General features: G+C 57.5%; 8 protein-coding genes and 1 tRNA gene. 7 read left to right on the top strand and 2 right to left on the bottom strand.

Features of this window, described 5'->3' with window-relative positions:
- Window positions 1–51: 51 nt before the first annotated feature.
- Window positions 52–1,512 carry a hypothetical protein gene (locus tag CA85_RS11280; protein WP_246112694.1) on the bottom strand — a complete coding sequence of 487 codons (1,461 nt, stop codon included), beginning with the start codon at window positions 1,510–1,512 and terminating at the stop codon, window positions 52–54.
- A gap of 252 nt (window positions 1,513–1,764) precedes the next feature.
- Here CA85_RS11280 and CA85_RS11275 point away from each other — a divergent pair.
- From CA85_RS11275 to CA85_RS11260, 4 genes are all read left to right on the top strand, one after another.
- A tRNA-Ala gene (locus tag CA85_RS11275) sits at window positions 1,765–1,837 on the top strand.
- Between the two features lie 358 nt (window positions 1,838–2,195).
- Window positions 2,196–3,848: a sialidase family protein gene (locus CA85_RS11270; RefSeq protein ID WP_146391401.1), complete on the top strand. Its 1,653-nt coding sequence runs from the start codon at window positions 2,196–2,198 to the stop codon at window positions 3,846–3,848.
- Between the two features lie 518 nt (window positions 3,849–4,366).
- Window positions 4,367–6,337, top strand: a complete 1,971-nt coding sequence (locus CA85_RS11265; protein WP_146391400.1) for a sulfatase — start codon at window positions 4,367–4,369, stop codon at window positions 6,335–6,337.
- A 316-nt stretch (window positions 6,338–6,653) separates the two neighbouring features.
- On the top strand, window positions 6,654–8,012 hold the full coding sequence (locus CA85_RS11260) for a DUF1593 domain-containing protein (protein ID WP_222435430.1): 1,359 nt from the start codon (window positions 6,654–6,656) through the stop codon (window positions 8,010–8,012).
- Between the two features lie 379 nt (window positions 8,013–8,391).
- On the opposite strand, the gene CA85_RS24870 is transcribed toward CA85_RS11260, so the two are convergent.
- Complete coding sequence (locus tag CA85_RS24870) at window positions 8,392–8,556, bottom strand: hypothetical protein (protein ID WP_186774874.1); 165 nt, start codon at window positions 8,554–8,556, stop codon at window positions 8,392–8,394.
- 410 nt (window positions 8,557–8,966) lie between these two features.
- On the opposite strand from CA85_RS24870, the gene CA85_RS11255 reads away from it, so the two are divergent.
- The 3 genes from CA85_RS11255 (at window position 8,967) to CA85_RS11245 (ending at window position 14,539) form a co-directional block, all read left to right on the top strand.
- Entirely contained in the window at window positions 8,967–10,379 is a 1,413-nt protein-coding gene (locus tag CA85_RS11255; RefSeq protein ID WP_146391399.1) for an efflux RND transporter periplasmic adaptor subunit, read from the top strand.
- A 76-nt stretch (window positions 10,380–10,455) separates the two neighbouring features.
- Entirely contained in the window at window positions 10,456–13,932 is a 3,477-nt protein-coding gene (locus CA85_RS11250; RefSeq protein ID WP_146391398.1) for an efflux RND transporter permease subunit, read from the top strand.
- Window positions 13,933–13,996: 64 nt separating this feature from the next.
- A complete protein-coding gene (locus tag CA85_RS11245) occupies window positions 13,997–14,539 on the top strand; it encodes a C40 family peptidase (protein WP_146391397.1) in 543 nt (180 codons plus the stop codon).
- The last annotated feature ends 256 nt before the right edge of the window (window positions 14,540–14,795 follow it).

The following is a 14,795-nucleotide window of genomic DNA, read 5'->3' as shown; positions in this document are numbered from 1 at the left end:
CGATCTCCCCATAGCGAATTCAAACCAGACCCCTCCGAGGAGGGAAGGCAGCTAGCGGCGCGGCAACCAGCCTGCCACCGAGGGCTGTTTCTTCAGGCCGATCTCCGATTCGCAGCGTAAATCACGCTTTTCGGTTACCAGCCGTGCAAAAAAGACGACCGCCTCGCCGGTGGGAACTTTCTTCTGCCAGCGAATCGGCACGGTGATGCCGTGACCGCTGGTCGGAACGGCGAGACTCGATGTTTCCAGCTCCCGTAGTTTCTCGGTGTCGAATTCCCAGCGACCGAGCTGTGCATCCTCTCCCGTTTTCGTCGGATCAAGGGCGAGAATGCTGAGCCGGGTTTTTCCGTCGGGGAGGGGACGAGGTGACGCGGTGTCGGGCGATCGCAATGGATCGGTCGGTGTGTGCGTCCGCCCCAACACCGCGATGGGATGCCCGTACTGGTCGTTGGCGCGAATAGTGAGGTCGACCCCTTCGGTCATCACCGGCGGCGCCTCGTCCGCGGAATCGTCCGGGGCAGCGGTGTTCTTGAGTTTGGCTTGCTGCTCAGCATCCACGCGGACGCGGCTGGTGGCAGCATCGATACTGATTCGGGCGGGCTGCAGTTCGATCTCGGGAGTCGCTCCGACGACCTCGCCGAGTCCGCCGAGCATGCTGACGCCGGGCAGTTCGATTTTGCTAGGGTCGTCCTCTGATTCGCCGTCGTTCGTGCCTGGCGGCATGGGGGTCCCCGGATCGATAGGTTCGACGTCCAATTCGGAGGCTCCCGGCGGTACGGGGCCACCCGGTGGAGGCAACAGATAGGAATCCGGGGCGGTTGGATCGCTTTGACGCGCGCCGCCCGCTGGATCTTTCTCAGGTGTGGGGATGGGGCGTTCGAGCGTCCCCGGCTCAACCAATGTCCCCGGATCGACGAGCTCACCCGGATCGACCAAATCGTCGGGTTCAACCAAATCGCCTGGATCGATCAAGGAGTCCAGGTCAGGCAAGCCATCGTCACCGTCGAGTGAATCGGTACTATCGTTCGGTGTGGCGCCCGATTGACCAGGATCCTCGAGCGGTTGGTCGCTGCCGTATTGTTCCCGCGCAGAATTCGGGGATTGCGACGAACTGCCCGATGATCCCGCCGCATCATCCAAGGGGAATTCCGGTGACTGGGCTGGCACGTAGCTGGGGTCGAGTTTCTGCGGATCGGCGGCCCGCCCCGATGTCGAGACGCCGCGGTCGTCGAGTTCATCGACCTGCGGTTTGGCTTTGCGTTCGCGGCGGAGTTTTTCAATCAGGATGCGATTTTCGTAGTCGGCTTCGTAGAGTTGGTCCTCGAGTTGGCGGACCTCACGCTGCAACGATTGCCGGTACATATCCTCTTGAGCCCGACCGCGACATCCTGTCGCAGGAAGCAGCAGGATCGCGCAGACGCATCCGGCGAACAGCCACGACCAGGTCGCCTGGGAGGCGTTGATGTCGGCTCCCTTCGCAGCGAGCGGGCGGTAGGCGGTGAGTCGTTTCAAGAGATGGGTTCGCGGGGCGAGTTCGCGGGCAAGTCAGCTGATGATTCATGTGGCTAGACTGCGAACTATCAAATTTCGCACCCTGCCGTCAACGCGGGTTGGGCGTTGACCTCTGCGGATCCCACTCGACGCCCGGCAGCCGATTCCACAGGCGGCAGAAAAGTGCCGCCACGCCCTTGACGACACCACAGACGACTCGATAAACTTCCCCGCTCAAAGGCAATCCAGGGCCACTTGGATCGCTTCACCCTCGGGGGATTAGCTCAGTTGGGAGAGCGCCTGCATGGCATGCAGGAGGTCATCGGTTCAAGTCCGTTATCCTCCACTTCGAGATTCAAAGCCGCCGATCAAATATGATCGGTGGCTTTTTTTGTGGGCTCTTCGAACGGAAAAGTAGCTCTCGATAGTTCAGTCCACCTGTTCGAAATCGAACCAGAACACGACAAGCGACCGCGAGTGAGAGACTCACCGAGTCCGACGGTCTGCTATCCTCACCGGCACTGCATGAGCTGTTTTCGGGCAGTTCGAGCCATTTTCAGGTAGCTTGCTGACGGGCAGGTCCTCCGTCACATCATCTTGTCGCCGGGTGCGACGGTGCTGTTCTTTCCCCATCGGTTTGCTCCCTCGTGCGCTCGTTACACGCCGAAGCGACGTTTTGAAAATAGAAAACCTGAGAAATACGCATGAAGAACACGATCAGTCCTGCCAGCGTCGTCATATTGTTGGCATTGCTATTTGCTCCGACGTTCGGAGTATGTGCCGAGAAAGACGTCAGTGCCGTCGCTAAATCGCCGCCGCTCATTCCAGCTCGATGGGATGCCGCTCTCGCTGGTGATCAGGTGATCAACGGGCTCGTCCGTGTATCGGCTCCGCAGGTCCAAGGGGCTCACGATGCCGAGTTCGTCTGCGTGGGGGACCACGCCTACATCGTAGAGCACGACAACGATGTGCAGCCAGGACACAGTGCGGGCCAGCGGATGTATTGTGTCCTTTCCATCGTGAATCTGACGTCACTGGAAGTTGAAGAGACGATAGCGTTCGCGAAAACGGAACAGGTTTTTGAAAACGTGACGCTTCCCGCCGGCGCCTGCTTCGTGCCGCGGATCCTGAAACTCGATGATCAGACGTTGCGCTGTTATTTCGCCAGCGAGAACGGAAGCCGACGCGAGGCTCAGACCTGGTACCGGGATTTTGATCTGCGGTCGGGGGCTTTTGAAGGCGACATCCACAAGATGAAGCTGAAGACTGCCGCCGGGGTGTTCGATATGCAGCCCCAGTACTTTCACGCCGATGCTGAGGCGCAGGGCTTTTCGAAGCCAGCGAAAGCATTCGGTCTGTACCTGTTCGATTCGTTCAAAGAGTTCGCAGGCAAGACCTACGTAGCGATCAACAACTGGCCTGGCAAGCAGAACGCTCTCGCGGTGCTGAATGAGGATCGAGATACCGTCGAAGTGATCGGTCATTTCAACGAACCACAGTCGCAGCAGCTCAGCGAGGCCGCCGTCAACCGTCTTCCCGATGGCACGTGGATGGCAATTTGTCGAAACGATGGTGGCAACTACCACTTCACAACGAGTTCAAACGGCGTGCAGTGGAGCGTGGCCAAAGAAATGCCGTTTGTAAAGAAAGGGCTCAATTCCAAGCCGACCTTCGACAAGTTCGATGGCGTCTATTACCTCGGCTGGCAGGAGAACACGCGCATCAATGGATGCAGGCGCAGCGTCTTCAATGTGGACATCTCCCGCGATTGCGTAACCTGGGAACGCAAGTATCGGTTCGAGACGCCGGAGTCCTTCCAGTACCCCACATTTCACGAACATGACGGGGCCATCTGGCTTTCCGTTTCACAGAGCGATCATGGCGGCTCGACGGATCGCATCATGTTCGGAAAGCTGGAAGACGTCGGCGTCTTTGCGTCTCAGCAAGGTCTCACCCGAAAACCAATCCCGCCGATGCCACCGGCGAAGATGGCTCTCGGCGCGAAACTGTTCAGCGATCGTGACTACACGCTCATCGAGGCCCCCAAGATTCTTCTTGGACGCAAATTCCTCCGAACCAGCATCGAGGGTTACACCCTCGAATGTGTCACGCCAGGCGACCTCTACGTGATGACGCTCAGCAAGGATCATTTCTCCAACCGACGCGGCGATCTGCTGGACCAGGGCTTCGAGCAAGTCGACACGCCCAAGTTCCAGCTCTTTCGGGGCGACCTCAACCGAGTCTTCGCTTACCGCAAGCGACTTGAGAGCGGCGAGCAGGTAACTTTTCGCAAGCTCGCCTTTGCGGTGCTCGGCGATGGGTTGCAGGTCAAGCTGCTGGCCGCCGGCAGACCGTAAACCAACGGCTGCTCTACCGAGAATTCTCGGCGAGCAGCGGGATCACGCTTCTGCTGCACGGCCCCGTATCTTGCATCGCCCGGTAAAAAAGACGTGACCGGACCATCGGCCGGTGCAACACGGGCTGTCGATTCATTGAACCGAGACGTGTAAGCGGCCGGGTGGGTGAGTGGCGTTACCCGGGGCCTTACAGCCTATGCCATCTATGTTGCCCCCGTTCGGGGCATCATCACGATGGTAACCCGACGCGTCAGCGAGGAAGATGCAGTTTTTCACGTGGCGAACAAGTGATCCTCGCTGACGCGTCGGGTTACCAAGACCGCTTCGCGGTCGAAAGTAGATGGCATTGGCCTTTCCGGCCCTCGGCTCACCATCGCGGGGCCAACGTCGATTGAATCGACAAACCGAACAGCGACCGGATGAAATCAAGGACACCGTTGCCGAGCACCTCGCGGTGATAAAATTTGCCGCCAACTGCAGACCGACGTGATTGGCTTGCGTTATCATAGGCCGCCATCATGAATACACTCTTACGACCAGGTCTTTTGACCGCCACTTTCTGTCCGCTACTGTTACTCGTGACAAGTAGCGGCAACGTGATGGCACAAACCACAGCGCCGAAGCCGAACGTAGTTCTCATTCTGGCCGACGACCTCGGCTGGAGTGATACCACTTTGTTCGGCACGACGAAGTTCTACAAGACGCCCAATATCGAACGTCTGGCGGCGCGCGGAATGACTTTCTCGCGAGCATATTCGTCGAGTCCTTTGTGTTCGCCAACGCGAGCGAGTGTGCTCACCGGGCTCAGTCCGGCGCGTCACGGAATCACGGCGCCGACGTGCCATTTGCCGAAGGTGATCCTGGAAGCTGTTCCAGCGACGAGCGGCCCGTCAAACCGATTTGCGACGCTTCCCGAGAGTGTCTCGCGACTAAACACCCGGTACTACACGCTGGCCGAGATGTTCAAAGACAACGGTTACGCGACCGGGCACTTTGGGAAATGGCACCTCGGTCCAGAGCCATATTCGCCGCTCGAACATGGTTTCGATGTCGATGTGCCACACCATCCCGGCCCTGGGCCGGCGGGCAGTTACGTCGCTCCGTGGAAGTTCAAAGACTTCGATCATGACCCGCATATCCCGGACGAACACATCGAAGACCGGATGGCGAAAGAAGCGGTCGCGTTCATGGAAAAGCACAACGACGAGCCATTCTTCCTCAACTACTGGATGTTCAGCGTTCATGCTCCGTTTGATGCCAAAGAAAAACGAATCGCCGAGTATCGAAAGCACGTCGACCCGGGTGACCCGCAGCGGAGCCCCACCTACGCTGCAATGATCGAGAGCATGGACGATGCCGTCGGGACTCTGCTTGATACGCTCGACCGGTTGGAAATCGCGGACAACACGATCATCCTCTTCGCGTCAGACAACGGCGGGAACATGTACAATGCGGTCGACGGCACGACCGCAACTAGCAACGCGCCGCTACGTGGTGGCAAGGCGACGATGTATGAAGGAGGGGTGCGCGGCCCAGCGATCTTCGTGCAAACGGGCTCGATCGAGCCCGGTTCCGAAAGTAGCGAAATCATTCAAAGCGCTGACTTCTATCCGACGCTACTGGAGATACTTTCGATCGATGCTCAGCCGGATCAGGTTTTTGATGGGAGCAGTATCGTGCCGGCCTTGCATGGCAAGTCACTCGATCACAAAGCCATTTTCACCTACTTCCCGCACGCCCCTGGTGTCCCCGATTGGCTGCCGCCATCGGTCAGCGTTCACCGAGGAGACTGGAAACTCATCCGCATTTTCCACGGTGGCAAGAATGGAAAGCACCGTTACAAACTATTCAATCTCGAAACGGATATCGGCGAACAGAACAATCTCGCTGACAAGTTCCCGGAGCGTGTCGAGCAACTCGACAGTCTGATCGAGCAACACCTCGTCGACGCTCAGGCTGTTCGCCCGTTGCCGAATCCAAACTTTGATCCCTCGAAATACGACCTGACTCTGGAAGGCAAGGCGACGCTGAAGGGTGGTGCGAACAATCCGAGAAAAACGAGACCGAAGGCTGCCGGCAAACGAGTCGCGGGCTGGCAACCTGGTGTTACGTGCACACTATCAGCCCCCGAGAGTACGCTGCTGGTCACTAGCACGGGCAGGGATCCTTATCTCGCCCATCGCCTGCCCAGGCCAATCGCTGGAACATCATTCACGTTACACGTCACGATGACCTCGGATTCAAGCGGTGAGGGTCAGGTCTTCTGGCAGACGCAGGATTCCGGTCCTTTCAACGCCAAACGTAGCCGGTTCGTCGCTGTCGAGCACGACGGCAACCAGCATGAGTATGCCGTTGGCTTCACAACGAAGAGCCCATTGCTGGCCGTCCGGATTGATCCGTCGCGAGGCCAGGGCAAGATCGCAATCGCCGACATTCGACTAGTCGGCGAAGACGGCACGACGCATTACCGATTGAAGTTAGGCGATTAGAAATTCGCCGAATGGAATCTGGGCGATCTGAACTTGGCGATGCAGTCCGATGAGACGAGTAGTCCGATGAGAAAAATCTTGGGCTGGAATCTCGACGAGAGGCGGAACATCCCAGCGTCATCGACAGGGCGGACCTGGAAGTTCAAGGAGCGAGTTGTCAGCTTGTTTCAACGAACTCAGGCTTCCCTACGTAATACACGAGTAACATGCAGCGTTGCTGTGGAGCTAAGAATACAATGGTACGAGAAGAAAACGTCCCAACCTATTCGAAGAAGTGGAATCCATGATGAACAGACTGAGTCGAATGATAAAAATCATGTTGCTATGCACCATCGCTATTTCGGCTACCGCTGCCGCAGAGCCACTGAAGCCTCGCATCGTGGTATTGACCGATGTTTCGACCTGGGAAACCGACGACAGTGAATCGTTGGTGCGACTCATGGCTCATGCGGACCTACTCGAGATCGAAGGACTGGTTTTCACCACTGGATGGAGCCTCGATGAAACGCGTGATGACTTCATGGATTTGATCCACGATGCAGTCGACGCATACGAAAGCGATCTGCCGAACCTGCGAAAACGATCGAGCCAGACGGAGCACGAGCAAGACGAATCGCAGCAGAGGATCGGTTACTGGCCGAGCCCAGAGTACCTACGTACGCGCACCCTGACGGGCAGCAAGAAACGCGGGGCCGAACATGTGGGTGAGGGCAACGACTCTCCAGGCAGCGAACTGATCATCAAGTTGGTGGACGAAAGCGATGATCGGCCGTTGTGGGTCACCGCCTGGGGCGGAGGCAACACGCTGGCTCAAGCGATATGGCGGGTGCAGCAGGATCGCAGCGCCGCAGAACTGAAGACCTTCCTGCAGAAGATCCGCGTGTACACGATCACCGATCAAGACCGTGACCAGAAGACTCCCTATGCGGACAGTTCACATCAATGGCTGCGACGTGAGTTTGAGAAAGATCTGTTTTTTATCTGGGATGAATGCGCTTGGAAGTTCCACAATGGCGCCGGCAAGAAGAACTGGGATCAATATGCAACTCATATTCAGGGGCATGGCAACCTTGGCAAGGTCTATCCGAAATACAAGTATGGTGTCGAAGGCGATACGCCCGCATTTCTACATCTGATCCCAAACGGGTTGAGCGACCCCAATATTCCGACCCACGGAGGCTGGGGCGGCTATTCATCGTGGGGCGTTAGTGCGGACGGTGAAACCCGTTGCTTCACCAATCACTCCGGTGAAAGTAAGACAACCTGCCAAACGCTGGAGAATCACCTTTACCCGGCCACCTTCAACAACTTTGCCGCGAGGATGGATTGGGCCGCAGGGGGAACCGGAAATCGAAATCCCATTGTTGCCATTGGTGAAAATAAGACACGCGAAATTCTAACCAGGAAAGCCCAGCAAGGGTCCCAGGTCACGCTCGACGCGTCAAACTCGTCAGACCCCGACGGCGATCGACTCACATTCCGCTGGTGGGTATCGCCCGCATCCGGCACGTTGAACCAGGATGTTCCGATTTCAAATAGCCAGTCGGCAATCGCCACCGTTGAGATTCCGTCGGGCTCCGCGGGGAAGACCATTCACGTCATTTGCGAGGTTACCGACGACGGCACACACAACCTGTCGGCATACCGTCGAATCATCTTGGAACCCACCAAATAATTTCGTTTCGGCTCGGTTCCATTCGTGTTCCTACGCTACGAAGCGACGATTGTTTCGTGCCGCCGATCTGTCGGCAGAAGGCGACAGAAGCGTTCACGTGAGAAGGGATCATTGCGCATCAGCGCTGTGAAAATAGCCGGTGGTTTGAACGCAGCGAGCACCACCGAAAAAATGCTCGGTGAGTTGCTTCTGCCGATCGGCGCTACCGCTTGTATCTGGTGTTTCGATCGTCAAAGTGCGTCGTAACTCGCTCTATGCACGAGCAACCCCGCAGAGTAGACTCGATCGTGACGCTCTCGAATTCCTCGCGACGACGATGTCGATGAACCGACTTGTTTCACTACTGCTGATTCCCATGTTCCTGCTGGGGCCTACGGCGCTAGTTGCGTTCGCTGGGGGTCATTCGCATTTGGGAACCGGCGTCGGGGAACCCAGCGGCCACGCACTTCGCCCGCATTTCCACCTCTCTGGGCATCATCACCACGATCACGGTAGCTGCGACTGCGATCACCGTCATGCGGACGACCGGAGTGATGCGGAGCATTCGAGCACCGCATCACCGGCCGCATTGTCGGTTCCCATCGACCATGACGCCGATGCGGTGTATGTATCGGATTGCGAATGGACGTCAAGCCGTACCTTTGCAGCTTCGCAGGATGAATCGGCGCCGCTCTTCTGGACACCGCTTGCGGTACCGTTGGTTGGCGCTTCCCGGCTGGCATTTCGGTGCAGCGATCCGCCGGACCGGTACGCTGGGCTAGCGATCTATCTTCTCACAGCCTCTCTCAGGCTATAGCGGACGCTCTTCACCGCAGGTGCAGCCATTGGTCATGCACTTTCTGCGGTGAATACTCGTGTTTCCCTAGCAGTGTGTCAATCTGTCTCGGCAGGTTCGTGCGCGCACCCCCGTGGTCTACCCCGGCCAGCGTCCCTTTGTGAAGAATTGAAATCGAGATGAGTCGTCCTCTAAAAGCACTCCAATTACTCATCGGTTCCGCGGTGGTGGTTGGCGGTATCGCTGCGATCTGGTATCTCCGCGATCGTGTATTCAGTATTGATGAAGTCTCCGCCGATCGAGCAGCCGACACGACCAGTTCGCCGGACGAAAAGCAAACGATCCTGGAAATCAGCTCGCAAGCACGAAAGAACTTGGGGCTGGTTTCCAAGCCTGTTCGGAAACAAGACTACTGGCGCAGCGTTTTGATCCCGGGCGAGATTGCGGATCGACCGGGACTCTCTGACCGCGGGATCACTTCGCCGGCGGTCGGGGTCGTGACGGAGATCCATGCGTTCCCAGGCGACACGCTACGACCGGGCAAGTCGCTGTTCACACTGCGATTGTTCAGCGAGTACCTGCAGTCGACGCAGACGCAGTTGTACAAAGCGACTCAGGAAACCGAGATCATTCAAGCGGAGATCGAGCGGATCTCACAATTGGCTTCGGTCGGTGCGGTATCCAAAAGCCGAATGATCAATCTGAGGAGTGACATCAGTCGGCAGAGCACACTGATTCAGTCCGCCAAACAGGAGCTGCTCACTCGCGGGCTCAGCCCCGATCAAGTTGCCCAGATCGAGAGTGGTACGTTCATTTCGACGGTGGAGGTAGTGGCCCCTCCGGTCAGGGAGATGAACGTTTCCGGCGAACGTACGGTGCCTCAGGCAAACTCGCCAGAAGACGTAGCATCAACGAGCGAAATCGCGTACGAGGTTCAGGAGCTGTCTGTCGAGCTTGGACAGCAAGTCCAGGCCGGACAGTTGCTGGCGAAATTGTCGAACCATCACTCGTTGTATGTCATTGGTCATGCTTTCAAACGCGAGGCACCGTTCTTAGAAAAGGCGGCGCAGGAACGTCGACCGGTTGACATCGAGTTTGCCGAAGACAGTGAGGGGCATTGGCCTGAGTTTGACCAGAAGTTTGAAATTCGTCACCTTTCAAACTCCATCGATACGGAGAGTCGAACGTTTGATTTCTTCATCCCGCTCGCCAATCAATCTCGTGTCTATGGCACGCAAGGGGAGTCGTTTCTTGTCTGGCGATTCCGTCCTGGCCAACGAACCCGGCTGCATGTGCCGGTCGAGAAGTATGAAGACGTATTCGTTGTTCCCGCCTCAGCGGTGGTTCGCGAGGGCCCAGAGGCATACGTCTTTCGCCAGAACGGCGACCTGTTCAAACAGATTGCGGTTCACGTCCTCTACGAAGATCGTCAGTCCGTCGTGATCGCCGACGACGGGAGCATTCAGCCGGGGACCTACTTGGCACAGAGTGCGGCGGCGTCATTGAACCGAGTCCTCAAGGCACAGACCGCCAGCGGCGAGCAGCCCGGTGTGCACGTCCACCCTGACGGCACCGTTCACGCTGCCCATTGATCGCCGACCCATGCGCCTTGCCCGGTTGACCGGGCTTCTCCCCAGTCCATTGGCATCCTTCCATCGACACGGTTCCATGCTTGATTCCATCATACGTTTTTCGCTTCGTTACCGGATGCTGGTCATCTTCGTCAGTCTCATGGTGCTGGTGTATGGATCGTATTTGGCGACCCAGATGTCGATAGACGTGTTTCCGGACCTGGATCGGCCCCGTGTTGTCATCATCACGGAGGCGCCGGGTTTGGCAACGGAAGAGGTGGAAACGCTCGTCACGCAGCCGATCGAGATTGCCCTGATGGGTGCCAGCGGTGTGCGGGCGGTCCGCAGTCAATCAACGGCGGGTTTGAACGTCATCTACATCGAGTTTGGCTGGAGCACTGAAATCCGCTCGGCGAGGCAGACCGTTCAGGAGCGATTGACGACGCTCGAGGGAATTCTGCCTGAGGGGATCCGCCCACAGATGACGCCGCCTTCCTCGATCATGGGCCAGATCGTGGTCGCGGGCATCTATCGCCAAGACGGCCCCAGCGGCGGCCGCCTCGCCCAGGTCGGCAGCACGGCGATGATGGCGGAAAGGGTGATCGGCGATGACGGGCAGAGCTTTCACGTGTGGCAGCCCGCCGACCGTCACGACGTCTCGACCTGGAGGAAAATTGAGGCCCAATCGATTCACTGGACGGACGATCCGGGGACCGATCTTTCATCGCACGAAAGCCCCGCCGGAACGGTGACCCTTGATATCGAAGGCAAATTCTACGAGGCGAGATTTGACACGGATGCGAAACGACAACTCGAGCTTCGCACCGTCGCCGATTGGGTGATTCGCCCCCATCTGCTGAAGACGACCGGAGTCGCAGAAGTGTTTATGCAGGGCGGCGACCGCAAGCAGTATCAGATTCTGATCGATCCCACCGCGCTCTTGGAGTACGACGTCACGCTCCAGGATGTCGAGCAGGCTTTGCGAGCGAGCAATCTCAATACGAGTGGTGGGTTCGCGGTGACGGGCGAGACGGAACGACCGATCCGTGTGCTCGGACGACTGGGTCCGTCGGCCAGGATCGTTGTCGAGGATCTCAAGAAAATTCCCATTGGCAATCACCCGAAACGCTCCGTGCTGCTCGAACAGGTCGCCCGGGTCGCCGAGGGGGCGCAGTTCAAACGCGGCGACGGCAGCGTCGATGGTCACCCTGGGATCGTATTCACGACCGTCAAGCAACCGCACATTGACACCCGCCAGCTGACCGACGACGTGGCTGCCGCTTTCGCTGAGGTCGAAGCGTCGCTACCCGCCGATATCGTCGTCAACTCGGAGCTGTTCCGATTGAAGAACTTCATCGACCGTGGCATCTTCAACGTCGCCGAGGCACTGGTGATTGGTGCGGCCCTCGTCATCGTTGTGCTATTCCTGTTTCTATTGAACTTTCGCACGACGTTTATCACCTTGACTGCGATTCCAATGTCGCTCGTCTTGACAACGCTCGCTTTTCGCTTGATCGGATTCCTCAGCGGTAGCGAGCTTTCGATTAATGTCATGACGCTTGGGGGCATCGCGGTCGCGATGGGCGAGTTGGTCGACGATGCGATCGTCGATGTTGAAAACATTTTCCGGCGACTGAAAGAAAACAACAAACTACCGATCTCCGACCAGCAAGCCGCGATCCGGATCGTGTTCAGTGCCAGCAAAGAGATTCGCAGTTCGATCGTGTTCGGGACGGCGGTCGTTATCCTATCGTTCTTACCGCTGTTCGCTCTATCTGGGGTAGAGGGTCGATTATTCACGCCGCTTGGTTTTGCCTACATCACGTCGATCCTAGCATCGTTCGTCGTTTCGATGACGCTCACGCCGGTGTTGTCGTACTACCTGTTGCCGCAATCCGGAGCCACTCACCGCGAGGGCGATGGCTTCCTGCTGCACGGCTTGAAGCGGATCGCTACCTATTGGATTCGCCTGAGCATGGCGATACCTCGGACGCTGTTGGTGTTGACTTGGCTCACGGTCGGGATCGCAGGCTGGCAAATGTCGCATCTCGGTAGGAATTTCCTTCCTCCGTTCGACGAAGGTAGCATCCAGGTCAATGTGACATTGCCGCCCGGGTCGTCGCTCGACGCATCGAACCGGGTTTCTAGAGCGATCGACTCGGTGTTCCAGTCGATGCAGAAAACCGACGACCGTCCGGGCGGTGAAATCTTGCATTTCGTCCGCCGCACGGGTCGAGCCGAGATGGACGAGCATGCCTCACCTGTCAATGTCGGTGAATACATATTGAGCATGAATCCAGAATCGCAAACACAGCGGGAAGAAATTCTGGCCGAGCTCCGCGAAAAAATCAGCGACGAGGCACCGGGCGTTGACATTGAAGTCGAACAGCCACTCGCGCACCTGATCAGCCATATGGTCTCGGGCGTCTATGCGCAGATTGCGATCAAGATCTATGGTGACGATCTCGATACGCTGCAGCGAGTCGCCGAGCAAGTCAAGACGACGATCCAGACCATCGACGGGATCACGCCGCCGATCGTCGAGCCGATCCGGGAAACCTCTGAACTGCATATCAAGTTGCGAGCAGATGACTTGGCGTTCTACGGATTGACTCGCCAGTACGTTGCAGATGTCTTGCAGACGGCATTGCAGGGGGAAGTCGTCTCGCAGGTACTCGAGGGCCAGCGGCGATTCGACTTGCTCGTCCGACTCGAAGAGGAATATCGAACGGACTACGCCAATTTAGGCCGGCTTCGAATTGACCTGCCCGACCGGGATGGTGAGACCGAACGCGGGCAGATTGAACTTCGCGAACTCGCCGACGTCGGTGAGGGCACGGGACCGAACTCGATCAACCGCGAGAACGCGCGGCGACGGATCGTGATTCGTTGCAACACCGAAGGCCGTGACCTTGCTGGGGTGGTGGGCGATATCAAACAACGAGTTGGCAACCAAGTACCAATGCCGGTCGGATATTTCATCGAGTATGGCGGGCAGTTTGAGAGCCAGCAACGGGCAACTCAACTGATCATCGTTCTGGCTGGCGTCTCGATCCTCGGTATGTTCGTCGTATTGCTTTTGCTGTTTCCGTCCGTGCGAGTGGTGCTACAAATCCTCAATGCGCTGCCGACCGCGTTCATTGGTGGTGTGATGGCATTGGTCATCACGGAGCAAACACTGACCGTGGCGAGCCTGGTCGGATTTATTTCGCTCGGTGGTATCGCTGTTCGCAATGGCATCCTGCTGGTCACGCACTACTTTCACTTGATGAAAGAGGAGGGCGAGGAGTTCAGCGAAGCAATGATTTTGCGCGGCAGCCTCGAGCGATTGGCTCCTGTGCTGATGACGGCACTCACGGCGGGTATCGGATTGATTCCCCTAGTCCTTGGTGGCCAGGAACCGGGACGCGAGATCCTCTATCCGGTCGCGACCGTCATTCTCGGGGGATTGGCAACCTCCACGTTCTGCGAATTCCTGATTCACCCTGGACTATTTTTGAGATTCAGCGGCAAGGATGCTGCGAGATTAGCGCAACAGGCAGACCTCGGAGAGGAAAGCCTGCTTGCCAATTGAGTGGATGCAATGGTTGCAGGCCACGGTGGTCTGTGCCACACACACGTTTCGATGGAGAAGTTTGATGAAGAGATTACAACCGTTTTTCGCACTGATGAGCGTCGTATGTTTGGTTGGCTTGATTGGCTGCCAAGGGAAGAATGATACGTCAACGGCAGGCTCTGAGTCCTCCGCAACCGCGTCCTCTGATGATCACGGGCACGAACACGCCGATGGCGAGGAAGGCCACGACCATAGCGTGGAAGGCCATGCTCACGGCGCCGGACCCCATGATGGAACGATAGCAGATTGGGGCGGCGGAAAATATCATGTCGAATTCACTGTCGATCATGACGAGCAGGAAGGTACCGTCTATGTGCTTGGCGGCGATGAGAAAACGCCGACGCCGATTGCAGCCGAGGAGATTCAATTGAGCATCACCGATCCCGAGATGCAGGTCACCCTCTCAGCGGTTCCCCAGGAAGGGGACCCGGAGGGATCTGCGTCCCGGTTTGTCGGTAACCACGAGAAGCTCGGTGTCGTGCAAGAGTACGCTGGCACGATCACGGGCGTGATCGACGGCACACCATACTCGGGTGACTTTGCTGAGGTAGCGCACGGGCACTAATCAACGCGTGATCAATTTCTGTCGCAGTGGACGAGGCGACGAGCTGGTCATTACCCACAAAACCAGATCCCCTGTCAGCTTGTCTGACAGGAATCACCGTTTTGTGATTAGATAACGATGGAGCATTCACCCCGCTCCCATGCGGGCTTGCCCCGCATGACAGCAAAGTTGATCGACTTGGTTTCCTGTCAGACAAGCTGACAGGGGAACGGGTGTCGATGCCGCGATTTTCTAGTTTAAAAACGTCGCTTCCCGT

This window comes from Allorhodopirellula solitaria, from assembly GCF_007859855.1.
GTDB classification, from domain to species: Bacteria; Planctomycetota; Planctomycetia; order Pirellulales; family Pirellulaceae; genus Rhodopirellula; species Rhodopirellula solitaria.
Note: the sequence above shows the minus strand (reverse complement) of the source record. Positions and strands in the feature narration are given on the sequence as shown.

Bases quoted from the DNA above. Each gene is read 5' to 3' on its own strand.
- CA85_RS24870 (WP_186774874.1), bottom strand. From the start codon at position 8,556: ATGCTCCGCATCACTCCGGTCGTCCGCATGACGGTGATCGCAGTCGCA.
- CA85_RS11255 (WP_146391399.1), top strand. From the start codon at position 8,967: ATGAGTCGTCCTCTAAAAGCACTCCAATTACTCATCGGTTCCGCGGTG.
- CA85_RS11265 (WP_146391400.1), top strand. From the start codon at position 4,367: ATGAATACACTCTTACGACCAGGTCTTTTGACCGCCACTTTCTGTCCG.
- CA85_RS11270 (WP_146391401.1), top strand. From the start codon at position 2,196: ATGAAGAACACGATCAGTCCTGCCAGCGTCGTCATATTGTTGGCATTG.
- CA85_RS11250 (WP_146391398.1), top strand. From the start codon at position 10,456: ATGCTTGATTCCATCATACGTTTTTCGCTTCGTTACCGGATGCTGGTC.
- CA85_RS11245 (WP_146391397.1), top strand. From the start codon at position 13,997: ATGAAGAGATTACAACCGTTTTTCGCACTGATGAGCGTCGTATGTTTG.
- CA85_RS11260 (WP_222435430.1), top strand. From the start codon at position 6,654: ATGTTGCTATGCACCATCGCTATTTCGGCTACCGCTGCCGCAGAGCCA.